The organism is Klebsiella huaxiensis, from assembly GCF_003261575.2.
GTDB classification, from domain to species: Bacteria; Pseudomonadota; Gammaproteobacteria; order Enterobacterales; family Enterobacteriaceae; genus Klebsiella; species Klebsiella huaxiensis.
This window is the reverse complement of the sequence record NZ_CP036175.1, coordinates 3801016-3827627: the sequence shown is the minus strand read 5'-3', so window position 1 is coordinate 3827627 and position 26612 is coordinate 3801016. Positions and strand designations below refer to the sequence as shown.

The window sequence follows — 26612 nt, the reverse complement described above, 5'->3', positions numbered from 1 at the left end:
CTACCCTACAGGCCCTAATAAAAACGTTCTGGTAATAAATAAAATATGCCACAAGGCATAATAAATAAGAGAACACTATCGATGAAAAATAATACGGCTCCGATAAGTAATGAATTAATAGATCCGAAAAAATGGCATGGTGAGGATACCATTTGGGTATTGGGGTTATTTGGCACAGCAATCGGTGCCGGGGTGCTTTTCTTACCCATTAATGCTGGGATAGGCGGCTTTTGGCCACTGCTTATTGTATTTGCACTAGCTTTTCCCATTACCTATTTAGCACACCGTGGACTGGCTCGCTTTATTTACTCATCCAATACACCCGAAAGTACTATAACTGATGTGATTGGTGAGCATTTTGGCTTACGGGCTGGTAAGATTTTTACCATTATCTATTTTTTCGCCATTTATACCATTCTGATTATGTATGCGGTGGCGATAACCAATACTGCACAGAGTTTTATAACCCATCAGTTAGGTCTGTCGGAACCGCCTCGAGCGCTGGTCTCCCTGGTGTTGATACTTGGGCTGATGTTTATTGTTCGCCTCGGACAGCGGCTGATTATGCGAGTGATGAGTACTCTGGTATATCCCTTTATCGCTTCGCTGATTTTTATGGCGCTCTTTCTTATTCCGCACTGGAACGGCGCGATTCTTGACAGTGTGGACCTAAGTTCCACAACCACCGGGCAAGGTGTTCTACTGACGTTATGGATGACTTTCCCGGTACTGGTCATGTCGTTTAACCACTATCCGATTATTTCACCCATGGTGGTTCGCCAGAAACAACTTTATGGTGTTGCCGCCGCCGATGCTAAATGCGGGCAGATCCAGCGCCGTGGGATTTTGCTGATGGTGGGTGTGGTACTGTTTTTTGTTCTGAGCTGCGTTTTAAGCCTGTCGCCACAGCAACTGGCTGAAGCAAAAGCGCAAAACCTGTCGATTCTTTCTTATCTCGCCAACCATTTTGATACCCCGGTTATTGCCTGGCTGTCGCCGGTAATCGCCTTCGTCGCGATTACCAAATCATTTTTAGGCCACTATATCGGTGCTTATGAATCCTTGCGTGACATGATTATCGAAGCCGCAGCAAGCAGAGATAAAAAGCCGGGAATCAAAACGGTCAATGCTGCAATCTTCGTTTTCATGATTCTGACCTGCTGGTTTGCCGCTTATAAAAATCCCAGCATTCTTGGCATTATCGAGAGCATCAGCGGCCCCACCGGTGCAGCAATCCTGCTACTGCTGCCGATGTACGCCATTCACAAATTGCCGGTACTCGCTCCCTACAGAGGCAAAATCAGCAACGTCTTTGTCACTGTTATCGGCCTGATTACCGTCTCGGCCATTTTTTATGGAATGGCCCGCTAACCACACGTTAACCGAGAGATATTTATATGAGTCAGCATCTGGAAATAAACGGCCAACGGTTTGTCGAGTCACTCTTTGAGTTGGGCCAGCATGGCGCGCTGGAAGGTGGGGGCGTATGCCGGCTGGCGGCGACGCCGGAAGATAAAGCAGGAAGAGATTTTGTTGTCGATAAAATGCAGGCGCTTGGATTAAGCGTGAAAATTGATGCAATTGGTAACGTCACCGGTATTTACGCCGGGCAGCAGGAGTTGCCGATGGTCATGATGGGCTCACATATCGACACCGTGGGAACCGGAGGATTATACGATGGCAATTATGGCGTAATGGCCGGGCTTGAGGTCATCGCGACGCTGAAGGAGGCGGGTATCCGCCCGCTGCGTCCGCTTGCCGTCACTTTTTTTACCAATGAAGAAGGGGTTCGCTTTCAGCCGGACATGATGGGAAGCGTGGTCTTCGCCGGCGAGTATCCGCTGGAAACTGCTTTGGCAGCGAAAGACCTGGACGGTATTACGCTTGATGAGTCCCTGAGCGCGATAGGCTATAAAGGCGACCTTGTGCCGGGCGATATGGTCGTTGATAGCTATATTGAGCTGCATATTGAACAAGGGCCGATTCTGGATAAAGAAGGAACGAATATCGGCGTCGTCACAGGCGTTCAGGGAATTTCATGGCATGAATTTACGCTGACGGGCGTTTCCAACCATGCAGGAACTACGCCGATGGCAATGCGCCATGACGCAGGTTTTGCCGCTGCGAAGATTGCCGTGTTTGCCCGAGAACTGGCACAGAAGTTTGCGGGGGACCAGGTGTCTACCGTTGGGCATATGACCTTCAAACCCAACCTTATCAATGTTATCCCCAATCACGTGGTGATGTCAGTGGACTTACGCAATACCGATAATGAGGAATTAAAGCGTGCGGAAAGACAACTGCTAAGTTTTGTTGAAAAAACGGCGCAAGAAGAGGGCATAAGCATTACCACGCGCTCTTTGGTGCGATTTAATCCGGTCATTTTTGCTGATGAAATCGTTGCTGCTGTTGAAAAAGAGGCGCAGATACAGGGATTAAGCCATCGTCGATTGCCGAGCGGAGCAGGGCACGACGCGCAGTTTATGGCTTCTGTCTGCCCGGCTGGGATGATCTTTGTGTCATGCGTTGGCGGCATCAGTCATAACGTTGAAGAACATACTGAATCTCACGATCTTATCGCCGGGGCAAATGTGCTGTTACAGGTGGTACTCAAACGTGCCGAAAGATCCCTTTGAAAGGAGCTAAAAATGAATCAGGAACAATTAAAACAGCAGCTTATTGCATGGCGTCATCACTTGCATGCACATCCGGAAAGCGCTTTTGAAGAGATCAAAACGTCGGCGTTTATTGCTGAAAAGCTTGAAAAAATGGGTATTGAAGTACACAGAGATATCGGTAAAACCGGGTTGGTCGGCATTTTAAAATGCGGCGATGGCGACGGTGTTATCGCTATCAGGGCCGATATTGATTCCATTCAGCTTACCGAGCAGGGCGATGTATCCTACCGTTCACTCAGATCTGAAAGAATGCATGGCTGCGGTCACGATGGTCATACCTGTATCGCGCTGGGGGCGGCGCAGCTATTGCTACAACGGAAAAACTTTAACGGCACAGTGTGTTTTGTCTTCCAGCCTGCGGAAGAACCGGGCTACGGTGCCAGAGCGATGATAGATGATGGGCTTCTGGAAAAATTTGGTATTCAGGAAATTTACGGTCTACACAATATGCCGGGGATGAAAGCCGGGACCATTGCGACATGCGTCGGTGGGATTATGGCCAGTGAAGACAATTTTGTTATTCGCATTAAAGGGCAGGGTTCACATGCCGCGCGTCCGCATATGAGCAAAGACCCGCTGGTTATCGCTGCAGAAATTATTCTTGCTCTGCAAACCATCGTCTCCCGGAATATGGATCCCAACGTTCCGGCAGTAGTTTCTTGTACCGAACTGCATACCGACGGCATTCGTAACGCAATTCCAACTCATGTTGAAATTAAAGGCGATACTCGTAGCTATTCTCCACAGGTGCAGAAACTACTGGAGGAGCGGATGCGTACTATTAGCGAGGCAATTTGTGCTATGCACGGTGCGCAATGTGAGTTTTCTTATACCCATGAATTTGCGCCGACGGTTAACTGGCAGTCCTGCGTGGACGTGGCGGTTAATGCAGCCAGAGGGGTCGTAGGGGAAAAAAATGTCGATGGCAATGTACAGCAGATGATGATTTCTGAAGATTTTGGCGCTTTTTTGCAGGCGATACCCGGGTGCTTTGTCTTTTTAGGTAATGGCGACGAGTCAGATGCTAAAGGAAATATTCCGTTGCATAACGCCTGTTACGATTTTAATGATGAGATTTTACTAACTGGTGCGGAATATTTTGCTGAAGTTATCCGAACCCGTTTGCCGCAATAAACCGCGATTAATAAAAATTACGTCCGCAGTTGCGGACGTAATTTCCTTTTTAAACTTAGCTGGCCTTTTTAACTGGCGGCAGGTCAAAGGCCTTGCGTAGAGCGCGTACGAAGGCTTTATCGTGGCAAATGGTTTTCCCCGGGCTGTCGGAAAGTTTCGCCACCGGCTTACCGTTGCACTCCACTAGCTTGATAACGATATTCAGAGGTTTAACCTGCGGAATATCGCAGGTCAGACGGGTACCGATACCAAAGCTCAGATTCACCCGCGATGAGAAGTGGCGATATAAGTCGACCGCTTTCGTCAGGTCGAGATTATCGGAAAACACCAACACTTTACTTAGCGGATCAATGCCCAGTTTTTGGTAGTGGGCAATTGCTTTCTCGCCCCATTCAACCGGGTCTCCGGAATCATGGCGTAGTCCCTGATAGCGGGTCGCAAATTCCGGGCCGAAATCACGCAGGAAAGCATCCATTGTAATGCAGTCGGTCAGGGCGATACCCAACTGGTCAGGATACTCTTCCAGCCAGGCGGCGAGAGCGGCACGTTGGCTACTGGCAAGATTTGGGCTGATTTGCTGATGCGCCTGGAACCATTCATGCGCCTGGGTTCCCATCGGCGTAAGGTCCAGACGACGCGCAAGATCGTAATTGCTGGTGCCGACAAACCACGTCTCCTGCTGCAAGCGCTTAACAATGGCCTGCTGCACTTCGCGCGAAAATCGGCGGCGGGTACCGAAATCCATCAGGCGGAAGCCGGACATATCAATATCCGCGGTGAAATGGTTGAAATCGGTAAGCTTTTGCTCGAGGGTTTCCAGCGCTAAATCAACGCTAATTTCAGGCGAACGATAACGATGGACCAGCTCGCTTATCACCGCCAGCAGCGGAACTTCCCACATGATAACTTCACGCCATGGGCCTGAGAGGCGAATATTGAGCTTACCGTTATCATTAGTGACGGAAACCTGGCGCGGGTCATAGCGGAAGTTGCGCAGCCAGTCGAGGTAGTCTTGCGAAAAGAATGGCAGGCTCGACAACCAGTGATATTCATCGTCCTGTAGCTTCAGGTCGCGCATCGTCTCAACCTGTTCGCGAATCGCATCGGCATAGATGCCGAGCAAATCGTCCCCACGGCAGCGGAACTCTGCCGCGACCTGTACATCATTGTAGCGGTGAAAGACAGCCTGCTGCATGTGCAGCTTGTAGGCATCCGTATCAAGCAGCGAGTGCAGTACAGGAGAAGTGAATTGGGTCATGGTGCGCAGTAGCATCCTCTCACTGGAGCGTTTCCATCAAAACCAAAGCGGTAAAAAGGAGCCGGAGTATACCTGTAATACCCGACTCTGTCCCGCGGCGACGGCTGATGACGACGCTGACGGTCATTTGCGAGGCCTAGTTTAATATATTGAACACGCATCACACCACAAGCTTTGCGCCTGGTCGAGTGCATTTCGTGCCTCTGATGTTATCAAAATGTAGCAATTTTCATGTTTGGCATTGAAAAGATGAAGATTCTGCATAGCGAGATTTGCGCAACAGGAATAGACTGAGTCGACACTTTACAGGACATGCTAAAGGTTTTTTATGACACAACAGCCCCAAGCCAAATACCGCCACGACTATCGTGCGCCGGATTATCTGATTAGCGATATCGATTTGACCTTTGACCTGGACGCCGCGAAAACCGTTGTGACGGCTGAGAGCAAGGTCTCCCGCCATGCGGCTACGTCTGATGTGCCATTGCGTCTGGATGGCGAAGACCTGACGTTGGTTTCTCTGCAGGTTAACGGTCAACCGTGGAGCGACTATAAGGAAGAAAATAACCAACTGGTGATTAGCGGGTTGCCGGAACATTTCACCCTGACCATCGTCAACGAAATCAGTCCGGAGGCTAATACTGCGTTGGAAGGGCTGTATCAGTCAGGCGAAGCGCTTTGTACCCAGTGCGAAGCGGAAGGCTTCCGCCATATAACCTGGTATCTGGACCGCCCGGACGTTCTGGCGCGCTTCACCACCAAAATCATTGCTGATAAAGCAAAATATCCGTTCCTGCTCTCCAACGGCAACCGCGTGGCCCAGGGCGATCTGGAAAATGGTCGTCACTGGATCCAGTGGCAGGACCCGTTCCCGAAACCGTGCTACCTGTTTGCGCTGGTGGCTGGTGATTTCGATGTCCTGCGCGATACCTTCAAAACCCGCTCCGGGCGCGAAGTGGCGCTGGAGTTGTACGTTGACCGCGGCAACCTTGACCGGGCGCCATGGGCGATGACCTCGCTGCAAAACTCCATGAAGTGGGATGAAACGCGCTTTGGTCTCGAATATGACCTCGATATCTATATGATTGTCGCCGTTGACTTCTTCAATATGGGGGCAATGGAGAATAAAGGGCTTAACGTCTTTAACTCCAAGTACGTGCTGGCGCGTACCGATACCGCGACCGATAAAGATTATCTGGATATCGAGCGCGTGATTGGTCACGAATATTTCCATAACTGGACCGGTAACCGCGTGACCTGCCGCGACTGGTTCCAGCTCAGCCTGAAAGAAGGCCTGACCGTTTTCCGCGACCAGGAGTTCAGCTCTGACCTGGGCTCGCGGGCGGTTAATCGCATTAACAATGTGCGCACCATGCGTGGTATGCAGTTTGCCGAAGACGCCAGCCCGATGGCACATCCGATTCGCCCGGATATGGTTATCGAAATGAACAACTTCTACACCCTGACGGTGTATGAGAAGGGCGCGGAAGTCATTCGCATGCTGCACACTCTGTTGGGTGAAGAGAATTTCCAGAAAGGGATGCAGCTGTACTTTGAACGCCACGACGGCAGCGCCGCCACCTGCGACGATTTTGTTCAGGCGATGGAGGATGCTTCCAATGTTGACCTGTCCCACTTCCGCCGCTGGTATAGCCAGTCCGGGACGCCGATTGTTACCGTCCATGACGATTACAACCCGGAAACGGAGCAGTATACGCTGACCATCAGCCAGCGTACGCCGCCGACGTCTGAACAGGCAGAGAAGCTGCCGCTGCACATTCCGTTCGACATTGAACTTTATGATAACGAAGGAAAAGTGATTCCGCTGCAGAAGGGCGGACACCCGGTACATCACGTGCTGAACGTCACTCAGGCAGAGCAGACTTTTGTTTTTGACAATGTCTACTTCCAGCCGGTGCCGGCGCTGCTTTGCGAGTTCTCCGCACCAGTGAAGCTGGAGTACAAATGGAGCGATCAGCAGCTGACGTTCCTGATGCGCCACGCTCGCAATGATTTCTCCCGCTGGGATGCAGCGCAGAGCCTGCTGGCGACTTACATCAAGCTTAACGTCAATCGCCATCAGCAGGGGCAGCCGCTGTCGCTGCCTGTTCACGTTGCCGATGCGTTCCGCGCGATTCTGCTGGATGAAAAGATCGATCCAGCGTTGGCGGCGGAGATCCTGACGCTGCCTTCGGCCAATGAAATTGCGGAACTGTTCGCGGTTATCGATCCGATCGCGATCGCCGCAGTGCGTGAAGCGCTCACCCGTACGCTGGCGAAAGAGCTGGCAGACGAGTTCCTGGTGATTTACAACGCCAACAAGCTCGACAGCTATCGCGTTGAACATGCCGATATCGGCAAGCGTTCTCTACGTAACACCTGCTTGCGCTACCTGGCGTTTGGCGATGTGGAGCTGGCAGATAAACTGGTCAGTGCGCAGTATCACCATGCTGACAATATGACCGATGCTCTGGCGGCGCTGTCGGCGGCAGTAGCAGCCCAGCTGCCTTGCCGTGATGCCCTGATGCAGGAATATGACGACAAATGGCACCAGGACGGCCTGGTGATGGACAAATGGTTTATCCTGCAGTCCACCAGCCCGGCGGATAATGCCCTGGAGACGGTTCGCAGCTTGTTGAACCATCGCTCCTTCAGTCTGGGTAACCCGAACCGCGTCCGCTCGCTGATTGGCGCTTTTGCCGGTAGCAACCCAGCCGCATTCCATGCCGAAGACGGTAGCGGTTATCAGTTCCTGGTTGAGATGCTGACTGAACTGAACAGCCGTAACCCGCAGGTCGCTTCGCGCCTGATTGAACCGCTGATTCGCCTGAAACGCTATGATGAGAAGCGTCAGGCGCTGATGCGCGCGGCGCTGGAGCAACTGAAAGGCCTGGAGAATCTTTCCGGGGATCTGTTCGAGAAAATCAGCAAAGCGCTGGCGTAACGCCAGCGCGAGTCCAAACCTGTGGCCCCGCTAAGCACAGCGCGTGCGGGGAAACGTCGCAGTCGTTAACCGTGACTCACTAAGCGCGGCGAGGATTCACTCTTGCCGCGCTGCATCACCCGATTCAATACTTCCGCTTCCAGTTCGGCCAGCTTCGCCGATCCCGTACGCCGCGGGCGTGGAATGTCTACCAGCAGATCCAGGCCGATTTTCCCTTCTTCAATTAGCAAAACGCGATCGGCCATGGCCACCGCCTCGCTGACGTCATGGGTCACCAGCAGGACGGTAAATCCATGCTCCTGCCACAGCGAAACGATCAGATCCTGCATCTCAAGGCGGGTGAGGGCATCCAATGCGCCTAGCGGTTCATCAAGCAGCAATAATCCGGGACGATGAATTAACGCGCGAGCCAGCGCCACGCGCTGTTTCTGCCCTCCGGAAAGCGCCGCAGGCCATTCACTGGCGCGATCCTCGAGACCGACGCTCGCCAGCGCCTTAAGCGCAGCCTCACGCCACTGGCCTTTCAGCCCGAGGCCAACATTGTCGATAACCGTTTTCCACGGCAGCAGGCGCGAATCCTGGAACATCATCCGGGTATCGTCCTGAATCTGCGCCAGCGGCGTTGAGCCTGCCAGCAACTGACCGCCATTGGGCTTTTCCAGCCCTGCCAGCAACCGCAGCAGGGTACTCTTACCACCGCCACTGCGCCCAACTACCGCAACGAATTGCCCGGTAGGAATATGAAGATCGAGTTCATTCAGGATCGTGTTGCTGCCATAACGCTTGCTCACGCCGTTAAGCAGCAGCGGGATCCCCGGATTAAGACGCGCAGTCGTCATGCGTTAGCCTCCTGAAGGTGATAAGCCGGATTCCAGCGCAGCCAGACGCGTTCCAGAAGCTGGGCGCTGAAGTCGGCCAGTTTGCCGAGAATGGCGTAAAGAATAATGGCGACCACCACGACATCGGTTTGCAGAAACTCGCGGGCATTCATCGCCAGGTAGCCGATACCGGCGTTAGCAGAGATGGTTTCGGCAACAATCAGCGTTAACCACATCAGGCCAAGCGCAAAGCGAATGCCGACCATAATAGAGGGGAGTGCGCCGGGGAGGATCACATGACGGAACAGAGCAAAGCCGGATAAACCGTAGCTACGGGCCATCTCGACCAGTCCTCTGTCGATGTTGCGGATCCCGTGCCAGGTATTGATGTAAATCGGGAACATCGTCCCCAGCGCCACGAGGAAGATTTTGGCGCTCTCATCGATACCGAACCACAAGATAACCAGCGGTATCAGCGCAAGATGGGGCACATTACGCAGCATCTGAATGGAGGTATCCAGCAGGCGTTCACCCCAGCGCGACAGGCCGCTGATTAATCCCAGAACCAGGCCAATGGATCCACCGATGCTGAAACCAATCAATGCTCGCCATGAGCTTATCGCCAGATGTTGCCAAAGTTCACCGCTGGCAGAGAGCGTCCAGAAAGCCTTCAGTACCCCTTCCGGCGACGGCAAAATGCGGGTGGATAGCCAGCCCATCGAAGAGGCGAATTGCCAGATAATCACGCTGCCCACCGGCAGAAGCCAGGGTGCCACGCGTATCAGGAATTTTTGCGAAAGGGTCGCCATGATGTGTTCCTTTTATTTCCGTGTGAGCGTCAACGTCAGCCTTTAAACGTGCTCTACCCGTTGCAAGCTTTTCAGCGCCGGAGCGCGGCTACTGGGGCGATGAAGTGCCTGCCAGAAAGTTTCTAATGCCAGGTCGAGTCGACCTTGCAGGTTTGGGGTAAATTGCGGTTTATGTTGATAATCTGTCACCTGACTATCATCAGCAAAGACGCCATGAAGGATCTCTTGTGCTTTCAGAGCATTAAGCACTGGTTTTAGAGCGTAATCTACCGCCAGCATATGCGCGATAGTCCCGCCAGTGGCCAGCGGCAGAACGATTTTGCCTTCCAGCGCACGCTCTGGCAGCAGGTCCAGCAGGGTCTTTAACGCGCCGGAAAAAGAAGCTTTATAAACCGGGGTGGCAATAATCAGCCCGTCCGCACCAGCAAGTTGTTCATTTAGCGCATGCAGAGCGGGGTTATCAAAGCGCGCATAGAGCAGGTCTTCCGGGGCAAAATTTTGCAGATGCCAGTGGCAGACTTCGATATCCGCAGCGGAGAGTGTCTCTCTGGCGTATTCCAGAAGCGCGCTGGAGCGGGAAGGGTAACGCGGGCTACCCGCAAGTGTTATGACTCGCATACTCTCTCCTTATAACTAAATATTTTCATTTATCTATAATTGATAACATTTAGCTGCAGTGTGACAGAGCGCTTTTATTTCCCTAAATGATTTATCCAGCGTTGAATTGTCAGAAAGTGCATAAAGAGGGAGACAAAAGTAAACGTTTGCGTCTGAGATGCGATTTTTTGTCGCAGGTCAATTCCCTTTCCGGGGTGGATCGCACATAATACGCCCCCGGTTTGCACACCGGGAATCCAGGAGAGTTCATGTACTACCCCTTCGTTCGTAAAGCCCTTTTTCAGCTCGATCCTGAGCGCGCTCATGAAGTAACCTTTAAACAATTACGCCTTGTTTCAGGTACCCCGCTGGAAATGTTGGTTCGCCAGAAGGTGCCGACAAAGCCGGTAACCTGCATGGGGCTCACATTTAAGAACCCGCTGGGTCTGGCCGCCGGGCTGGATAAAAATGGCGAGTGCATTGATGCGCTCGGAGCAATGGGTTTTGGTTCAATTGAAATTGGTACCGTGACGCCGCGTCCGCAGCCGGGTAACGATAAGCCGAGGATCTTCCGTCTGGTCGATGCCGAAGGTTTGATCAACCGTATGGGCTTTAATAACCACGGTGTTGATAACCTGGTTGAGAACGTGAAAAAGGCCCATTTTGACGGGATCCTGGGGATTAACATTGGTAAAAATAAAGATACCCCAGTTGAACAAGGCAAAGATGATTATCTGATTTGTATGGATAAAATCTATGCCTACGCTGGATATATCGCCATTAATATCTCCTCGCCGAATACCCCTGGCCTGCGTACTTTGCAATACGGTGATGCGCTGGATGATTTACTTTCTGGTATTAAAAATAAGCAACGTGAACTGCAAGAGAAGCACCAGAAATATGTCCCCGTGGCGGTGAAGATCGCGCCGGATCTTTCTGTTGAGGAATTGATCCAGGTTGCCGATAGTCTGGTTCGACATAATATTGATGGGGTGATTGCCACCAATACCACGTTGGATCGATCGCTGGTTCAGGGTATGAAAAATTGCGACGAAACTGGCGGGCTTAGCGGTCGTCCTTTACAGCTGAAAAGTACAGAAATTATCCGTATGCTGTCAGCGGAATTACAGGGGCGTCTGCCCATTATCGGAGTTGGTGGTATTGACTCGGTGATTGCAGCGCGTGAAAAGATTGCTGCGGGCGCTACATTGGTGCAGATTTATTCCGGATTTATTTTTAAAGGTCCGCCACTGATTAAAGAAATTGTTACCCATATCTAATCTTTTCCCTTCTTATATCCTACCAGGGCTTTATTTATAGCCCTGGTTGTTTTATATTCCTTCATTGTTGCTTATTTAGACATTTTAGTCTTTTCTTAATTTTGGAAATATTCTGTAGCAGTTTACCTGTTAATTACAGATGGAAGTGATAGAGGACGGGGGAAGAAATGCGGATTAAACCTGACGATAATTGGCGTTGGTATTACGATGAAGAGCACGATCGTATGATGCTCGATTTGGCTAATGGCATGTTATTTCGTTCACGTTTCGCACGTCGAATGCTGACCCCCGACGCCTTTGCTCCGTCCGGATTTTGCGTCGATGATGCCGCGCTTTATTTTTCATTTGAAGAAAAATGCCGCGACCTCGAATTATCAAAAGAGCAGCGCGCTGAATTAGTATTGAATGCGCTGGTCGCTATTCGCTTTCTCAAGCCGCAGATGCCGAAAAGCTGGCATTTCACTACCCATGAAGAGTGCTGGCAACCCGGCGGCGGCGATGCTGCCAGCGCCTGGCTTAGCGATACCGGGCAGCAGGTGAATCTGTTGGTGGTTGAAGCTGGTGAAAACGCGGCATTATGTCTGTTAGCGCAGCCCGGCCTGACGCTTGCCGGGCGGGTTATGCAGCTTGGCGATGTGATTAAAATAATGAACGACCGGCTGCAGCCAGCGCCGGGTGCAGCCAGCTACAGCCTGGGCCAGGCAGTTTAAGGCGCTAGCCGTAGCGCGGTTTTTGGCACGCAGCTGCAGCACAGAATAGTGCCATCTGTGCCAATCGCATTTTTCTTCAGCGCACTAACTTCTCCTTCTTCCAGTCGGATGCGGCAGCTGCCGCAAATGCCCGCCCGGCAGGAATAAGGAACGCGGATCCCCTGTTGCTCCAACTGCTCCAGCAAAATTTGCTGATTGTTGCCAGTAAAGCTTAACCCTTGCCACTCAATCTCTACCGTTGCGTCCTGTTGAGCATCGGGCATCAGCGTATCGTCGCTATCGCCTGCGCTGTAGGCTTTTGCTGGTCCCCGGGCCAACACTTCCAATTCATCACCCACGCGGATCACGCCGCTATTACGGGCGATTAGATTCTGACCGAAATCGACATCACCGTTATCCAGCGCAGTGCGAAAACCTTGCAGCGTGGTTAAGGGTTCACCAGAAGGGTGCTTTTGTCCGCGTTCCGGGCTGACGGTCGTAAACACGCAGCGGCTGCACGGTTTTGCCACATCAAAAACAACCTCGCCGACACGTACCACTTTCCACGTATCTTCCTCCCAGGCCGCTGCCCCGGTCACCACCAGGTTCGGGCGAAATTGTTCTATGCTTACGCTGGCCGGACAGCGATTTTGCAGGTCGCGCAGGGAGGCTTCATTAGCTAAAAGGTAGGGAAAGCCATCGGCGAAGGAGAGAGGAACGGCATCATGACGTTTCACCCGACGGCTTAGTTGTGGCCCCAGCCAACGGAGCTGGACGCTGCGGTTAAAGAAACCGCTTAGCCACTGGTTAACCGATGTCGGGGCAATCAGGGCGGTAAAATGGTTACCCCAGACTTCGGTCGGCTCCTGCTGCGGGGCGAAATCGCTGAAGCGAACTATTGCGCTGCTGCCGTCCGGTGCCGTCAGATGGAGGCCATCGTGGAGCGGGGCGGGGGTGAACTTAACCATTTGCGGGAACTGACGAGCGGTAATGAAGGTGCCATCGGTTTCCGTCACCATAAATATGCGATCGAAGGCCAGACCACTGATGCCTGCGTAGGCGTGACTCAGGCCAATTCCCCGCATCGATTTAACGGGATGAATAAAAAGTCGCGAAAGCGTTACCATACGCTGCCCCTGGGTTCAAAAATAAGCCTTTAACTTTATGACATAGGGCACATATTGGCTATAATGCGCACCAATTTTCTTTTAGTAAAAGTGACGATATGAATTCTCTGTTTGCCAGTACGGCTCGTGGGCTTGAAGAGCTGTTAAAAACTGAACTGGAAGGACTTGGCGCGGTGGACTGCCAGGTAGTCCAGGGCGGGGTCCATTTTCAGGGAGATACGCGCCTGCTGTATCAAAGCCTGATGTGGAGTCGGCTGGCTTCGCGGATCATGATGCCGCTGGGCCAGTGCAGCGTGTATAGCGACCTGGACCTTTACCTCGGCGTACAGGCCATTCCATGGACGGAGATTTTCACCCCAGACGCCACTTTCGCCGTGCACTTTAGCGGGCTTAACGATGAGATTCGTAACAGTCAGTACGGCGCATTGAAAGTCAAAGATGCCATTGTTGATAGCTTTACGCGTAAGAATCTGCCGCGTCCTAATGTCGATCGTGAAAGCCCCGATCTGCGCATCAACGTCTGGCTGAATAAAGAAACCGCACATATTTCTTTAGATCTTAGCGGTGAGGGTTTGCATCTGCGCGGCTACCGCGATGGCACCGGTATGGCGCCGATCAAAGAAAGCCTGGCGGCAGCTATCGTGATGCGTTCAGGCTGGGCTCCGGGGACACCGCTGCTTGATCCGATGTGCGGTTCCGGCACGCTTCTGATTGAAGCCGCTATGCTGGCAACCGATCGTGCGCCGGGTTTACACCGCGGTCATTGGGGTTTCGGCGGCTGGGCGCAGCACGATGATGTTATCTGGAAAGAGGTGAAAGCCGAAGCACAAACCCGCGCCCGTCAGGGGCTGGCGGCGTATGAATCCCGTTTCTACGGTTCCGACATTGATGCGCGGGTGATTGAACGCGCGCGCAGCAACGCCCGTCGTGCTGGCATTGGCGAACTGGTGACGTTTGAGGTTAAAGATGTTGCCAAACTGGACAATCCGCTGCCGAAAGGGCCTTACGGTACGGTTATTAGTAACCCGCCATACGGCGAGCGTCTGGAGAGCGAACCGGCGCTGATTGCTCTGCATAGCCTGCTGGGCCGGATCATGAAAAATCAGTTCGGCGGTTGGAATCTCTCTTTGTTCAGCGCCTCGCCGGATCTGCTCAGCTGTTTGCAATTACGTGCTGATAAGCAGTTCAAAGCTAAAAACGGCCCGCTGGACTGCGTGCAGAAGAACTACCACCTCGCCGAAAGCGAAGGCGGAAAAACCGCGACGCTGGCGGAAGATTTCGCCAACCGTCTACGTAAGAACTTGAAAAAATATGAGAAGTGGGCGCGTCAGGAAGGTATCGAGTGCTATCGCCTTTATGATGCCGACCTCCCGGAATATAACGTAGCCATTGACCGTTACGGAGAGTGGGTGGTGGTGCAAGAGTATGCTCCACCGAAAACCGTGGATGCGCACAAAGCTCGTCAGCGTCTGTTTGATATTATCGCCGCCACAATTGCCGTGCTGGGGATTGCGCCGAATAAGCTGGTGCTAAAAACCCGTGAACGGCAGAAAGGGAAAAATCAGTATCAGAAAATGGCTGAGAAGGGTGATTTCCTTGAGGTGCAGGAGTATAACGCACGTCTGTGGGTCAATCTGACCGACTACCTGGATACTGGCTTGTTCCTTGATCACCGTATCGCCCGTCGCATGCTTGGCGAGATGAGCAAAGGCAAAGACTTCCTCAATCTTTTTGCCTATACCGGCAGCGCGAGCGTACATGCAGGCCTTGGCGGCGCGCGCTCTACCACGACGGTCGATATGTCGCGCACTTATCTCGAATGGGCGGAGCGCAACCTGCGCCTCAACGGCTTAACCGGTCGCGCGCATCGTTTGATGCAGGCCGATGTGCTGGGCTGGCTACGTGAGAGCACCGAACAGTTTGATCTGATCTTCATCGATCCGCCAACCTTCTCTAACTCCAAGCGCATGGAAGACGCGTTTGACGTACAGCGCGACCATCTGCGTCTGATGACCGATCTAAAACGTCTGCTGCGTAAAGGCGGCACGATTATGTTCTCGAACAACAAACGCGGTTTCCGTATGGATCATGACGGGCTAGCGCAACTGGGCCTGAAGGCGCAGGAGATCACGCAAAAAACGCAATCTCAAGATTTTGCCCGCAACCGTCAGATTCACAACTGCTGGCTGATCACCTCAGCCTGAAAGGAATAAAGAATGTCATTAATTAGTATGCACGGCGCCTGGCTTTCATTCAGCGATGCGCCGCTGCTGGATAATGCCGAACTGCATATCGAAGATAACGAACGCGTGTGCCTGGTAGGGCGTAACGGTGCGGGTAAATCGACTCTGATGAAGATCCTCAACCGTGAACAGGGTCTTGATGATGGGCGCATTATTTATGAGCTGGATCTGGTTGTCGCGCGTCTGCAGCAGGATCCGCCGCGTAACATTACCGGAACCGTTTACGACTTCGTTGCGGAAGGGATTGCTGAACAGGCGGCCTACCTCAAAGGCTATCACGATGCTTCACAACTGGTGATGACCGACCCGAGCGACAAGAACTTAAACGAACTGGCACGCTTTCAGGAGCAGCTTGATAATTTAGGGCTCTGGCAGTTGGATAGCCGTATTAATGAAGTGCTTGAGCAGCTCAATCTGGATCCTAACGCCGAGCTCTCCTCGCTCTCCGGTGGCTGGCTGCGTAAGGCGGCCCTGGGGCGCGCGCTGGTCAGCGGGCCGCGCGTGCTGCTGCTGGATGAACCGACTAACCACCTCGATATTGAAACGATCGACTGGCTGGAAGGTTTCCTGAAGATGTTCAAAGGCACCATTATTTTTATCTCGCACGACCGTTCCTTTATTCGCAATATGGCGACGCGGATTGTCGATCTCGATCGCGGCAAACTGGTGACCTATCCGGGCAATTACGATCAGTATCTGCTGGATAAAGAAGAAGCGCTGCGCGTTGAAGACCTACAGAATGCCGAATTCGACCGCAAGCTGGCACAGGAAGAAGTCTGGATCCGTCAGGGGATTAAAGCGCGTCGTACTCGTAACGAAGGGCGCGTGCGTGCATTGAAAGCGATGCGCCGCGAACGCGGTGAGCGTCGTGAAGTTATGGGTAGTGCGAAGATGCAGGTCGAAGAGGCCGCGCGTTCGGGCAAAATTGTCTTCGAAATGGAGAACGTTAACTACCAGGTTGATGGCAAAGTGCTGGTGAAAGATTTTACCGCCCAGATCCAGCGCGGTGATAAGATTGCGCTGATTGGGCCGAACGGCTGTGGTAAAACCACGCTGCTGAAACTGATGCTCGGACAGCTGAAGGCCGATAGCGGACGCATCCACGTGGGTACTAAGCTGGAGGTTGCTTACTTCGATCAGCACCGTGCTGAGCTTGACCCGGACAAAACGGTGATGGACAACCTTGCCGAAGGTAAGCAGGAAGTGATGGTGAACGGCAAGCCGCGCCATGTTCTGGGCTACCTGCAAGACTTTATGTTCCATCCGAAACGCGCCATGACGCCAGTGCGCGCGCTGTCCGGCGGTGAGCGTAACCGTCTGCTGCTGGCGCGCCTGTTCCTCAAGCCCAGCAACCTGCTGATCCTCGATGAACCGACAAACGATCTGGATGTCGAAACCCTGGAACTGTTGGAAGAGCTAGTCGACGGCTATCAGGGTACCGTGATGCTGGTCAGCCACGACCGCCAGTTTGTTGATAACACCGTAACAGAGTGCTGGATCTTTGAAGGGGAAGGGAGAATTGGCCAATATGTTGGCGGTTATCACGATGCCCGAGGTCAGCAATCTCAGTATCTGGCACAAAAGCAGTCAGTTGCCAAAAAAACGGTAGAAGTTGCTCAACCGAAAGCAGAAAGTGTCAAACGCGCGGCCAGCAAACTAAGCTATAACCTGCAGCGCGAACTGGAACAACTGCCGCAGAAACTGGAAGAGCTTGAGGCCCAATTGCAGACTCTGCAGGAGCAGGTTGCCGATCCTTCTTTCTTTGGTCAGTCGCATGATCATACGCAGCAGGTGCTGGCGCAGATGAGCGAAGCGGAGCAGGCGCTGGAAACCGCCTTCGAACGCTGGGAATATCTTGAAGGATTAAAAAACGGCGCATAAGCTGAGGAGTTTTCATGTGCGATCATCATCATGCTGCGCGGCATATTCTGTGCCGACAATGTGATCTGCTGGTGGCTTTGCCGCAGCTGGAGCATCGCCAGAAAGCTGCGTGTCCGCGCTGCGGAACGACATTGACGACCTCGTGGGACGCGCCTCGGCAGCGTCCCACTGCCTATGCGCTGGTCGCATTGTTTATGCTGTTGCTGGCAAATCTGTTTCCTTTCATCTACATGAAAGTTGGTGGCATCAGTAGCGAAATTGAGCTGCTGGAAATCCCTAATGTCCTTTTTACTGAGGATTACGCCAGCCTTGGCACCTTCTTTTTACTCTTCGTGCAGCTGGTGCCGGCTTTCTGCCTTATCACCATCCTGCTGCTGGTAAACCGTGTACGCATGCCTTCCGGCCTAAAAGCATTTCTGGCGCGGATCCTGTTTCACCTCAAAACCTGGGGAATGGCGGAAATCTTCCTCGCCGGAGTTCTGGTCAGCTTTGTTAAGCTGATGGCCTACGGTGATATTGGCATCGGTTTAAGCTTTATTCCCTGGTGTATGTTTTGCGTATTGCAGCTACGCACATTCCAGTGCGTGGACCGCCGGTGGCTGTGGGACGACATTGCGCCAATGCCGTTGATTAAACAGCCATTGAAAGTCGGTGTTTCCGGCCTTCGCCAGGGACTGCGTTCATGCTCATGTTGTACGGCGGTTTTACCCGTTGATGAAGCCGTTTGCCCGCGCTGCCATACCAAAGGAACTGCCCGGCGTAAAAACAGTTTGCAATGGACGCTGGCGCTGCTGATGACGTCGATAATCCTCTATATGCCAGCCAATATTCTGCCGATCATGATTACCGATCTGTTGGGCGATAAAATGCCCTCCACTATTATGGCGGGGGTGATCCTGCTGTGGAGTGAAGGATCATATCCGGTGGCGATGGTGATATTTATCGCCAGCATTATGGTGCCGACGTTAAAAATGATCGCTATTGGCTGGTTGTGCTGGAATGCCAGCGGTAAAGGATCGCGTGACTCTGAGCGCATGCACCTGATTTATGAAGTTGTCGAGTTTGTTGGCCGCTGGTCAATGATCGATGTTTTTGTCATCGCAGTCCTCTCAGCTCTGGTGCGCATCGGTGGATTGATGAATATCTATCCGGCGATCGGAGCGGTGATGTTTGCGCTGGTCGTTGTTATGACAATGTTCTCGGCCATGACGTTTGACCCTCGTTTGTTGTGGGACCGTGAGCCAGATCCAAGCCATGAGGAAAGACTGCAGCATGGAAAATAAGAGCGGAGAAGCGAAAGTGCAAAAGGTGAAGAACTGGTCACCGGTGTGGATCTTCCCAATAGTCACGGCGCTTATCGGCGCATGGATTCTATTTTATCACTATAGCCATCAGGGGCCGGAGGTGACGTTAATCACCACCAATGCTGAAGGAATCGAAGGGGGTAAAACCCGAATTAAAAGCCGCAGCGTTGATGTTGGCGTGATAGAAAGCGCAACGCTGACGGATGACCTGACCCACGTAGAAATTAAAGCCCGGCTGAATTCAGGCATGGAAAAATTGCTACATAAGGATTCGGTTTTTTGGGTAGTCAAACCGCAGGTCGGGCGCGAAGGAATTAGCGGGCTAGGCACGTTATTATCCGGTGCTTATATCGAATTACAGCCGGGCTCTAAAGGCTCTGTGCCTGCGCAATATCCGCTGCTGGATTCACCCCCTTTGGCTTCCCCTGACGCCAAAGGCATTCGCATTCTACTGGAAAGCAGTAAAGCGGGTCAGCTTTCACCAGGCGATCCGGTGCTCTTTCGGGGCTATCGTGTCGGTTCAGTCGAAACCAGCACTTTTGATGCGCAAAAACGCAATATTACCTACCAGCTGTTTATCAGCGCGCCAAACGATCGTCTGGTGACCAACAACGTGCGTTTCTGGAAAGACAGCGGTATTGCGGTGGATCTTACCGCTGCGGGTATGCGTGTTGAAATGGGATCGCTGTCAACTCTGTTTGGCGGCGGCGTCAGCTTTGATATTCCTGAAGGTCTGCCGTTAGGAGAGCCGGTAGCGAATAAAACTGAATATCACCTATTCGACGATCAACGAAGTATTCAGGATTCGGTCTTTACCCAGCACATCGACTACGTGATGTTCTTTAAAGATTCTATTCGTGGCCTGCAGCCTGGTGCGCCAGTGGAGTTTCGCGGTATTCGCCTTGGAACCGTTGGTAAAGTGCCATTCTTTATCCCAGGGTTGAAGCAGAACCTAAATGACGATTACCGTATCCCGGTTGAAGTGCGAATTGAACCAGAACGTTTGATCAATCAGTTAGGTAGCGATCCAAATATTCGCCAGCATATTGATGATCTGATGAATCGCGGGCTGCGTGGTTCCCTCAAAACGGGGAATCTGGTAACCGGCGCGCTGTATATTGATCTCGACTTCTATCCGAAAGCGCCTGCTCGCGGCAAGATTCAGGAGTTTGGTGGTTATCCGATTATACCGACCGTGAGCGGAGGTCTGGCTCAGATCCAGCAGCGTCTGATGGATGCCCTGGATAAGATTAACAATCTGCCGATTAACCCTCTGCTGGAGCAGGCAACCAGTACGCTGGCGCAAAGCGAGAAGACCATGCAGCACGTGCAAACGACGCTGGATAGCCTGAATAAGATAACTTCAAGCCAGTCCATGCAGCAGCTGCCGGGCGATATGCAGAGCACATTGCGTGAACTGAATCGTAGTATGCAAGGCTTCCAGCCGGGCTCTGCGGCATACAATAAGATGGTGGCGGATATGCAGCGCCTGGATCAGGTTCTTCGTGAACTGCAACCGGTACTGAAAACGCTCAACGACAAGAGCAATGCGCTGGTATTTGAGGCGAAGGATAAAAAAGATCCGCAGCCGAAGGGAGCGAAATAATGAAAAGATGGCTAATAGCGGCGGCAGTATGCGTTCTGACCGCGTGCAGCAGTGGTGGTGAGAGCAAAACGTATTACCAGCTTCCGGTGGTACAGAGTGGTGCACAAAGTGCTGCTCACCAAAGCAAAAACTTGCTGTGGGTTGAACAGGTAAGCATTCCTGATTATTTGGCGGGCAACGGAGTGGTTTATCAGACCACCGACGTCCAGTATGTGATTGCCAATAACAATCTGTGGGCGAGCCCGCTCGATCAGCAACTGCGTACCACACTGGTGGCGAATCTTAGCAACCAGCTGCCGGGTTGGGTGGTGGCCTCTCAGCCTTTAGGGAGTGAGCAGGATACGCTAAACGTGTCCGTTAGCGGATTTCACGGTCGTTACGATGGGCGGGTGATCGTTAGCGGTGAGTGGTTGCTGAAGCATCAGGGGCAGCTGATTAAGCGTCCGTTCAACATTGAGCTTAAGCAACAGCAGGATGGTTATGACGCAATGGTCAAAACCCTCGCTCAGGCCTGGACTCAGGAAGCGACTGCAATTGCCAGCGAGTTGAATCGCTTGCCATAAGCAAAATTAATGAAAGTAAAAAGCCGCTGCGGGTAACAAAATCGCAGCGGCTTTTTTATTTGTCTCATCAGCTTGTTAACTTGTGCCGGTTCACATTTTTTGTACAAATGAACTTTCATGTAGCTCACAAATATGACAATGGCGTGAATTTTGCGCATTGACGCTGTCTCTGATTCGCGGTATTCGTTAACCGTGGTTGCGTATTTAGTGACCATTGTTTTCTTTTCCACCAGATCAAAGAATGAGGGAAACGAGGCATGAAGAGACAAAAACGAGATCGCCTGGAACGGGCACATCAACGTGGATATCAAGCCGGTATTACCGGAAGATCGAAAGAAATGTGTCCTTATCAGACCTTGAATCAAAGGTCCTGGTGGCTAGGAGGCTGGCGAGAAGCCATGGAGGACAGGGTGCAAATTGCCTGACTGTCTCTTTAAAAATGAAGCCTCCGCTGTGCGGGGGCTTCGCCTTTTAAAGTGTCACTGTTTTATCAGAACGCAGAGGTGTCCTGGAATAAACCCACTTTCAGATCGGTTGCGGTGTAGATCAGACGATCGTCAACCAGTACTTCACCATCCGCCAGGCCCATAATCAAACGACGGTTTATCACGCGTTTGAAATGAATGCGGTAGGTCACTTTCTTAGCCGTTGGCAGTACCTGGCCGGTGAGTTTAACTTCACCTACGCCTAACGCACGCCCTTTACCCTCGCCGCCTAACCAGCCCAGGTAGAAGCCAACCAGTTGCCACATGGCATCCAGGCCCAGGCAGCCAGGCATAACCGGATCGCCAATGAAGTGGCAACCGAAGAACCACAGGTCAGGGTTAATATCGAGTTCTGCCTCAACATAACCTTTATCGTAGTTACCACCGGTTTCGGTCATCTTGATGACGCGGTCCATCATCAGCATATTTGGCGCTGGTAACTGTGGGCCTTTAGCGCCAAACAGTTCACCACGGCCAGAGGCAAGAAGATCTTCTTTTGTATAGGATTCGCGTTTATCTACCATGTTTTCAGTAAGCCTTATTTTGAGTTCGGGACGCAGGATAGCTAACACGTGTACGCTGAACAAGTCCGATCAGTTAGAACCTGAACCGCCTAACCAGCGCAGCGGCCACGGAAAGCGATGGCGACCTTCTTGCTGTGTCGCCTGTGCAATCCGCTCCTGGATGGTTTGCCGTAAAGTTTGTCCTTCTCCATCCCAAAATAGTTGGGTCAGAAGGGGTAATGCTTCAGTGACGTCATCAATGGCCCAGATAAAGAACTGTTCCTCAGCAACGGCTTGTTGTAGCTCCTTTGCTAAACTCAGATGACGGACGTTGGCGGCTGGAATAATGACGCCCTGTTTACCGGTTAAACCACGCTGCTGGCAAATAGCAAAGAAACCTTCAATTTTCTCATTGAGTCCACCAACAGGTTGTACACGACCAAACTGATCGACAGAGCCGGTAATAGCAATACTCTGGTTAATGGGAACATTGGCCAGCGAACTGATTAATGCGCACAGTTCAGCCATGGAGGCACTATCGCCATCCACTTCACTGTAGGATTGCTCAAAGGTTAACGAGGCGGTGAAGGGGAGTTGTTGATCAAGCTCCAGCTCAGCCATCAAAAACGCCTGCATGATCATCATGCCTTTCGCATGGATATTGCCACCCAACTCAGCCTTGCGTTCGACGTCAATAAACTCACCATCGCCAATGTGAACAACGCAGCTAATGCGAGACGGTTCGCCGAATGCGCGTGGGTGGCCTGGGAATTCAATAACCGATAGCGCGTTGATTTGGCCGATGCATTCGCCTTCGGTCTCAATGAGGATTTGCTCTTGCAGAATTTCGTCCTGAATCCGCTCCGCGAGATAGCCTTCGCGCCACTCACGACGTTCCAGCATGGTTTGCATCTCTTCGGCGCTAATCTCTTCACCTTCACAGAAGGCCGCCGCCTCCTTAAGCTGGCGTGCAATCCATAGCAAACACAGCGGTAGGGTTGCCTGATCGCCAGTGTAACGTGCACCTTCCTGAATCAACAGCGGCCAGGTTTCGGCTGCTAACCCAGGGAGTTCGAGTTGGTGTGCGTTTTGCCAGACCCACTGACACCATTGTTTCAGGGCGGCTGCATCGACAATCTGTAAATTGTCTTCGTATTCGCTGTAAATAGCCAGGGCAGAAAGCTCGGGTTCCATCTCCTGGAAATCAGCCAGTGATTCTCGCTCGCCAACCAGAATGATTTTCAGGTTGAGCGCCATTGAGGGGATGCTAACCGGAAGAGGGCGAGACTCATCGATTGACAGCCAGTCGAAACGCTGGCGGGCAATCATATTTTTTAGCCGCATCCACAGCAGGGGCTGAGCCAGCAATGCGCGCAGGGAGATGATCAATACACCACCGTTGGCACGATGAACCAGACCTGGTTGCAGGCTAATTTCACCATTGAACTGGCGTACACAGCCAAAGAGTTGCTCTGCTTCTACCCAGTCGGCTGCTTCAACCGGTGCGATGCTCGCGAAATTATCTTCTGCGGCTTGTGCCGGGATGCTGGTGATGTTTCCACCATCAATCTGGTAACGTACGCCATAAAGCGGTTCAGATGGTTGATGTAAAGTACGAGTTTCGTTCGCCAACCATTGCAGATACTCTGGCTCTTCTGGTGCTTTAACCAGCATGAACGGCGAAATGGCTGGAGTCACCAGAAGTTGCTCCAGGGCATAGAATAAGCGGGGCTGCAGTTCGCCAGAAAGAGATGCTTCTGCTTGTGCTAAGTCGGCTTGTGCAAACAGCGCCTGATAACTTTCCGTATCAGGAGCGAGGTCGTTTCGGGTAAGTTTCGTAATGGTCAAAGTCGCTGTTTTTTAGTCAGATGTAAAACGCGCGATTATACATTATGCGGCGTCTGAGCACACGAGTGATTGCGTTGGTCGCAGTGATAACGAATCTACCCACATCACGAAAGATGATTTATTCTCAGCAGATGAAGAAAAAACTGATATCCTGAAAAGAGTTACACGGTCACATTGAGATCGCAATGAAATATCAACAACTGGAAAATCTTGAAAGCGGTTGGAAATGGACATATCTGGTAAAAAAGTGCCGGGAAGGTGAACCGATAACCCGCTACATTGAAGCCAGCGCTGCGCAAGCTGCGGTCGATGTCTTACTCACGCTCGAAAATGAACCTGTTCTGGTGAATACCTGGATTGAGCAACATATGAATCCAGAGTTAGCGAACCGTATGAAGCAGACTATACGCGCTCGTCGCAAGCGACATTTTAACGCGGAGCATCAGCACACTCGTAAAAAATCTATCGACCTGGAGTTTATGGTCTGGCAGCGGCTGGCAGGTCTGGCGCAAAGGCGGGGTATGACCCTGTCGGAAACGATCGTACAGCTGATTGAGGATGCTGAACATAAAGAAAAATATGCCAGTAAGATGTCCAGTTTGAAGCACGACTTGCAAGTGTTGCTGGGTAAAGAGTAGCCATTAAGAGCTAAAGTGAACGTTGGTATTCCGCTGGTTTGTTGCTTTAAACATGAATTTAATACAAAAAACCCCGCATCAGCGGGGTTTTTTATTAACGCGATAACTTAAGCCTGCGGCTGAGTTACTACGTCTTTGTAGCCTTTAACTTCGATCTCTACGCGACGATCCGGACCCAGGCAGTCAATCAGAGCAGCGCGAGCTTTCACGTTGTCACAGGTGCTGCCAGTGACCGGGTTGGATTTACCCATACCGCGAGCGGAGATTTTGCTAGCCGGGATACCTTTAGATACCAGGTAATCAACAACGGACTGAGCACGTTTCTCAGACAGCTGCTGGTTGTAGGCATCAGAACCGATACGGTCGGTGTAGCCCAGTACAACTGCGGAACCGTCTTTCGGATCCATGTTGCTCAGCTGAGTATACAGCTGATCCAGAGCCTGCTGACCTTCCGGTTTCAGGGTTGCTTTGTTAAAGTTGAACAGAACGTCAGACTTCAGGGTGAAGTGCTTGGTGGTCACTTCTGGAGCCGGAGCCGGAGCCGGAGCTACAACCGGAGCAACATCTTCCTGACCGAAGCGGTAGGAAACACCTAAGCTCAGCATGCCGTTATCAGGACGGGTACCAACGGTGCCAGCGTCGCCGATGTTGTTAACCCACTGGTATTCCAGACGGGTTGCGATGTCACGAGTAACAGCCCACTCTAAGCCGCCCGCAAATACTGGGGAAACGCCAGTGTCGTGTTCGCTGCGAGAAACGCCGTTAGAAGCGTAGTTGCCTTTAGAGTCTGCGCGCCAAACCATACCACCCAGACGGGTATAGATATCCAGATCGTCAGTGATCGGATAACCCAGTTTAGCCGTCAGCTGAACGCCCTGAGCTTTGAAAGCACCGTTATCAACGCTACCTTTGTAAGCCATACGGCCCAGCCAGTCGTAACCCATTTCGAAACCGAGGTACGGGTTAACCTGGTAGCCACCAAACGCGCCAGCACCCAGTTGATCGTTACGAACCGGACCGTTGTTACCTTTGAAACCGTTACCGTAGAAACCGGTGTCGTGATACTGGGACCAGCCCAGTTTAGCACCTGCATACCAGGTGTTATCTTTCGGAGCGGCCTGCGCTACGGTAGCGAAGCCAGCCAGTGCCACTGCAATCGCGATAGCTGTCTTTTTCATTTTTTGCGCCTCATTATCATCCAAAATTCGCCATGAAGGTACAAAAGACCTCACGGTTAAATCCTTCACCCGGGGCGTGACTTGTTGTTAACTATGCTGATACATGCAGCGAAAGCCGATCACCCCTGGCGATGTAAAGTCTACAACTTAGTTAGAAACTTACAAGTGTGAACTCCGTCAGGCATATGAAAAAAAAGGGTTGTGTACCTAATGTTTAACAACGTAGGGTTGGATTTCATATTGCAAAAAAAGTCGCGAGACCGCATCAGACAGGCATTTTAACAAAAACGGGCATTAAAAAATTAAGCCATCCACCAGGGCAAAAAAAATTCCAGGATTAATCCTAAATTCATTTAATGATACACGTTTGAGTGAATTTTTAGCCCAGAAAGTTGTCTGCCTGGCTGACCAATATTTCTCACTGGACGCATGATGAAGCCCATTGCATGGCCCTCTTGCGCAGCGACAACCAGTTGTTCATGTTCTTCAACTGTGAGTTCATCTGACAACCAGCCAATCACAACACTATAATTGCCGGTACGCAGTGCGCGGATCATTGATTCCAGCGTATTGTTGGGCGACATTTGGCTGATCTGCATCACCTTTGACAACGGTAAACCTGAGGACTGTACCCATTCGCGGCTCAGTTTCTGCTGAGGCGTTAGCCACAGCTGCCAGCGTGATTGCTGACCAAGTTGCTGTAATAGAGGAAGCAATAATAGTTGCGTCATCATGGGTTGATCTTCGCGATAGACAATTTCACTGATCAGCCCATTGGTTGGGTGTTCGACTGCATCATGAGCGTGACGGCGTACTGAAGTAGAAGTCAGTGGTGAACGATTTGCGTGAGCTGAAGTAAACATAGTCTATCCCGCCTGTGAGTTACTGTATGAATGTACAGTATACGCGACAGGTAAAAAGATCAACCACATTTTCTCTTCTGTTGACTGAAATCTGTACTTCATTTTTTCCCGTTTGATTCGGTGGGGAAAGCATGATTCCAGTATGCATATGATGTGAATTCATGGT

22 protein-coding genes are annotated in these 26612 nt (G+C 51.8%); 13 read left to right on the top strand and 9 right to left on the bottom strand.

All coding sequences use genetic code 11. From position 1 onward, the window contains the following. The first annotated feature begins 81 nt into the window (after positions 1-81). Genes DA718_RS18420 through DA718_RS18410 form a run of 3 tightly spaced genes read left to right on the top strand, consistent with a single transcriptional unit; the run spans position 82 to position 3812 of the window. A complete protein-coding gene (locus DA718_RS18420; protein ID WP_112214617.1) occupies positions 82-1371 on the top strand; it encodes an aromatic amino acid transport family protein in 1290 nt (429 codons plus the stop codon). Positions 1372-1397: 26 nt separating this feature from the next. Next, on the top strand, positions 1398-2636 hold the full coding sequence (locus tag DA718_RS18415) for a Zn-dependent hydrolase (protein ID WP_112214616.1): 1239 nt from the start codon (positions 1398-1400) through the stop codon (positions 2634-2636). Positions 2637-2648: 12 nt separating this feature from the next. After that, entirely contained in the window at positions 2649-3812 is a 1164-nt protein-coding gene (locus DA718_RS18410; RefSeq protein ID WP_112214615.1) for a M20 aminoacylase family protein, read from the top strand. A 55-nt stretch (positions 3813-3867) separates the two neighbouring features. On the opposite strand, the gene pncB is transcribed toward DA718_RS18410, so the two are convergent. Further along, entirely contained in the window at positions 3868-5070 is a 1203-nt protein-coding gene (gene pncB / locus DA718_RS18405) for a nicotinate phosphoribosyltransferase (protein ID WP_112214728.1), read from the bottom strand. A gap of 328 nt (positions 5071-5398) precedes the next feature. Here pncB and pepN point away from each other — a divergent pair, with 328 nt between their 5' ends. Further along, complete coding sequence (gene pepN, locus DA718_RS18400; RefSeq protein WP_112214614.1) at positions 5399-8014, top strand: aminopeptidase N; 2616 nt, start codon at positions 5399-5401, stop codon at positions 8012-8014. Positions 8015-8079: 65 nt separating this feature from the next. Here the strand turns inward: pepN and ssuB are convergent, their stop codons facing one another. Genes ssuB through ssuE form a run of 3 tightly spaced genes read right to left on the bottom strand, consistent with a single transcriptional unit; the run spans position 8080 to position 10259 of the window. Continuing rightward, a complete protein-coding gene (gene ssuB / locus DA718_RS18395; RefSeq protein ID WP_112214613.1) occupies positions 8080-8853 on the bottom strand; it encodes an aliphatic sulfonates ABC transporter ATP-binding protein in 774 nt (257 codons plus the stop codon). Further along, positions 8850-9641 carry an aliphatic sulfonate ABC transporter permease SsuC gene (gene ssuC, locus DA718_RS18390; RefSeq protein WP_112214612.1) on the bottom strand — a complete coding sequence of 264 codons (792 nt, stop codon included), beginning with the start codon at positions 9639-9641 and terminating at the stop codon, positions 8850-8852. The genes ssuB and ssuC overlap by 4 nt, the downstream gene beginning before the upstream one ends. A gap of 42 nt (positions 9642-9683) precedes the next feature. Beyond that, complete coding sequence (gene ssuE, locus DA718_RS18385) at positions 9684-10259, bottom strand: NADPH-dependent FMN reductase (RefSeq protein WP_112214611.1); 576 nt, start codon at positions 10257-10259, stop codon at positions 9684-9686. A 248-nt stretch (positions 10260-10507) separates the two neighbouring features. Here ssuE and pyrD point away from each other — a divergent pair, with 248 nt between their 5' ends. Both pyrD and zapC read left to right on the top strand, forming a co-directional pair. Then, complete coding sequence (pyrD, locus tag DA718_RS18380; protein ID WP_112214610.1) at positions 10508-11518, top strand: quinone-dependent dihydroorotate dehydrogenase; 1011 nt, start codon at positions 10508-10510, stop codon at positions 11516-11518. A 167-nt stretch (positions 11519-11685) separates the two neighbouring features. Continuing rightward, positions 11686-12228: a cell division protein ZapC gene (gene zapC / locus DA718_RS18375; protein WP_112214609.1), complete on the top strand. Its 543-nt coding sequence runs from the start codon at positions 11686-11688 to the stop codon at positions 12226-12228. Here the strand turns inward: zapC and DA718_RS18370 are convergent. Continuing rightward, positions 12225-13334, bottom strand: coding sequence for a YcbX family protein (locus DA718_RS18370; protein ID WP_112214608.1), 1110 nt, complete (start codon positions 13332-13334; stop codon positions 12225-12227). The two genes, zapC and DA718_RS18370, sit on opposite strands and share 4 nt — an antisense overlap. 98 nt (positions 13335-13432) lie before the next feature. Between DA718_RS18370 and rlmKL the strand changes: the two genes are divergently transcribed. The 6 genes from rlmKL (at position 13433) to rmf (ending at position 21356) form a co-directional block, all read left to right on the top strand. Next, positions 13433-15538, top strand: coding sequence for a bifunctional 23S rRNA (guanine(2069)-N(7))-methyltransferase RlmK/23S rRNA (guanine(2445)-N(2))-methyltransferase RlmL (gene rlmKL, locus DA718_RS18365; RefSeq protein WP_112214607.1), 2106 nt, complete (start codon positions 13433-13435; stop codon positions 15536-15538). A gap of 12 nt (positions 15539-15550) precedes the next feature. Next, entirely contained in the window at positions 15551-17458 is a 1908-nt protein-coding gene (locus DA718_RS18360) for an ABC transporter ATP-binding protein (protein WP_112214606.1), read from the top strand. 14 nt (positions 17459-17472) lie between these two features. After that, positions 17473-18741, top strand: coding sequence for a membrane integrity-associated transporter subunit PqiA (pqiA, locus tag DA718_RS18355; RefSeq protein WP_112214605.1), 1269 nt, complete (start codon positions 17473-17475; stop codon positions 18739-18741). After that, entirely contained in the window at positions 18731-20368 is a 1638-nt protein-coding gene (gene pqiB / locus DA718_RS18350) for an intermembrane transport protein PqiB (protein WP_112214604.1), read from the top strand. Before pqiA ends, pqiB begins: the two co-directional genes overlap by 11 nt. Continuing rightward, positions 20368-20931: a membrane integrity-associated transporter subunit PqiC gene (gene pqiC, locus DA718_RS18345; protein WP_112214603.1), complete on the top strand. Its 564-nt coding sequence runs from the start codon at positions 20368-20370 to the stop codon at positions 20929-20931. Before pqiB ends, pqiC begins: the two co-directional genes overlap by 1 nt. A 257-nt stretch (positions 20932-21188) precedes the next feature. After that, complete coding sequence (gene rmf, locus DA718_RS18340; RefSeq protein WP_110275088.1) at positions 21189-21356, top strand: ribosome modulation factor; 168 nt, start codon at positions 21189-21191, stop codon at positions 21354-21356. A gap of 65 nt (positions 21357-21421) precedes the next feature. On the opposite strand, the gene fabA is transcribed toward rmf, so the two are convergent. Both fabA and DA718_RS18330 read right to left on the bottom strand, forming a co-directional pair. Continuing rightward, a complete protein-coding gene (gene fabA / locus DA718_RS18335) occupies positions 21422-21940 on the bottom strand; it encodes a bifunctional 3-hydroxydecanoyl-ACP dehydratase/trans-2-decenoyl-ACP isomerase (RefSeq protein ID WP_100685616.1) in 519 nt (172 codons plus the stop codon). 69 nt (positions 21941-22009) lie between these two features. Next, positions 22010-23767 carry an AAA family ATPase gene (locus DA718_RS18330; RefSeq protein ID WP_112214602.1) on the bottom strand — a complete coding sequence of 586 codons (1758 nt, stop codon included), beginning with the start codon at positions 23765-23767 and terminating at the stop codon, positions 22010-22012. Positions 23768-23952: 185 nt separating this feature from the next. Here DA718_RS18330 and matP point away from each other — a divergent pair, with 185 nt between their 5' ends. Continuing rightward, positions 23953-24405, top strand: a complete 453-nt coding sequence (gene matP / locus DA718_RS18325; protein WP_110275084.1) for a macrodomain Ter protein MatP — start codon at positions 23953-23955, stop codon at positions 24403-24405. Between the two features lie 107 nt (positions 24406-24512). Here matP and ompA read toward each other — a convergent pair whose 3' ends face one another. Further along, positions 24513-25583 carry a porin OmpA gene (ompA, locus tag DA718_RS18320; RefSeq protein WP_112214601.1) on the bottom strand — a complete coding sequence of 357 codons (1071 nt, stop codon included), beginning with the start codon at positions 25581-25583 and terminating at the stop codon, positions 24513-24515. 353 nt (positions 25584-25936) lie between these two features. Further along, positions 25937-26446, bottom strand: a complete 510-nt coding sequence (gene sulA / locus DA718_RS18315) for an SOS-induced cell division inhibitor SulA (protein WP_112214600.1) — start codon at positions 26444-26446, stop codon at positions 25937-25939. Positions 26447-26612 lie beyond the last annotated feature (166 nt).

Excerpts from the sequence above, each read along its gene's own strand:
- rmf (WP_110275088.1), top strand. The coding sequence starts at position 21,189 with ATGAAGAGACAAAAACGAGATCGCCTGGAACGGGCACATCAACGTGGA.
- pyrD (WP_112214610.1), top strand. The coding sequence starts at position 10,508 with ATGTACTACCCCTTCGTTCGTAAAGCCCTTTTTCAGCTCGATCCTGAG.
- matP (WP_110275084.1), top strand. The coding sequence starts at position 23,953 with ATGAAATATCAACAACTGGAAAATCTTGAAAGCGGTTGGAAATGGACA.
- DA718_RS18420 (WP_112214617.1), top strand. The coding sequence starts at position 82 with ATGAAAAATAATACGGCTCCGATAAGTAATGAATTAATAGATCCGAAA.
- DA718_RS18415 (WP_112214616.1), top strand. The coding sequence starts at position 1,398 with ATGAGTCAGCATCTGGAAATAAACGGCCAACGGTTTGTCGAGTCACTC.
- ssuB (WP_112214613.1), bottom strand. The coding sequence starts at position 8,853 with ATGACGACTGCGCGTCTTAATCCGGGGATCCCGCTGCTGCTTAACGGC.
- pepN (WP_112214614.1), top strand. The coding sequence starts at position 5,399 with ATGACACAACAGCCCCAAGCCAAATACCGCCACGACTATCGTGCGCCG.
- DA718_RS18370 (WP_112214608.1), bottom strand. The coding sequence starts at position 13,334 with ATGGTAACGCTTTCGCGACTTTTTATTCATCCCGTTAAATCGATGCGG.
- ssuC (WP_112214612.1), bottom strand. The coding sequence starts at position 9,641 with ATGGCGACCCTTTCGCAAAAATTCCTGATACGCGTGGCACCCTGGCTT.
- DA718_RS18360 (WP_112214606.1), top strand. The coding sequence starts at position 15,551 with ATGTCATTAATTAGTATGCACGGCGCCTGGCTTTCATTCAGCGATGCG.
- pqiB (WP_112214604.1), top strand. The coding sequence starts at position 18,731 with ATGGAAAATAAGAGCGGAGAAGCGAAAGTGCAAAAGGTGAAGAACTGG.
- DA718_RS18410 (WP_112214615.1), top strand. The coding sequence starts at position 2,649 with ATGAATCAGGAACAATTAAAACAGCAGCTTATTGCATGGCGTCATCAC.
- sulA (WP_112214600.1), bottom strand. The coding sequence starts at position 26,446 with ATGTTTACTTCAGCTCACGCAAATCGTTCACCACTGACTTCTACTTCA.
- zapC (WP_112214609.1), top strand. The coding sequence starts at position 11,686 with ATGCGGATTAAACCTGACGATAATTGGCGTTGGTATTACGATGAAGAG.
- ompA (WP_112214601.1), bottom strand. The coding sequence starts at position 25,583 with ATGAAAAAGACAGCTATCGCGATTGCAGTGGCACTGGCTGGCTTCGCT.
- pncB (WP_112214728.1), bottom strand. The coding sequence starts at position 5,070 with ATGACCCAATTCACTTCTCCTGTACTGCACTCGCTGCTTGATACGGAT.
- pqiC (WP_112214603.1), top strand. The coding sequence starts at position 20,368 with ATGAAAAGATGGCTAATAGCGGCGGCAGTATGCGTTCTGACCGCGTGC.
- pqiA (WP_112214605.1), top strand. The coding sequence starts at position 17,473 with ATGTGCGATCATCATCATGCTGCGCGGCATATTCTGTGCCGACAATGT.
- ssuE (WP_112214611.1), bottom strand. The coding sequence starts at position 10,259 with ATGCGAGTCATAACACTTGCGGGTAGCCCGCGTTACCCTTCCCGCTCC.
- rlmKL (WP_112214607.1), top strand. The coding sequence starts at position 13,433 with ATGAATTCTCTGTTTGCCAGTACGGCTCGTGGGCTTGAAGAGCTGTTA.
- fabA (WP_100685616.1), bottom strand. The coding sequence starts at position 21,940 with ATGGTAGATAAACGCGAATCCTATACAAAAGAAGATCTTCTTGCCTCT.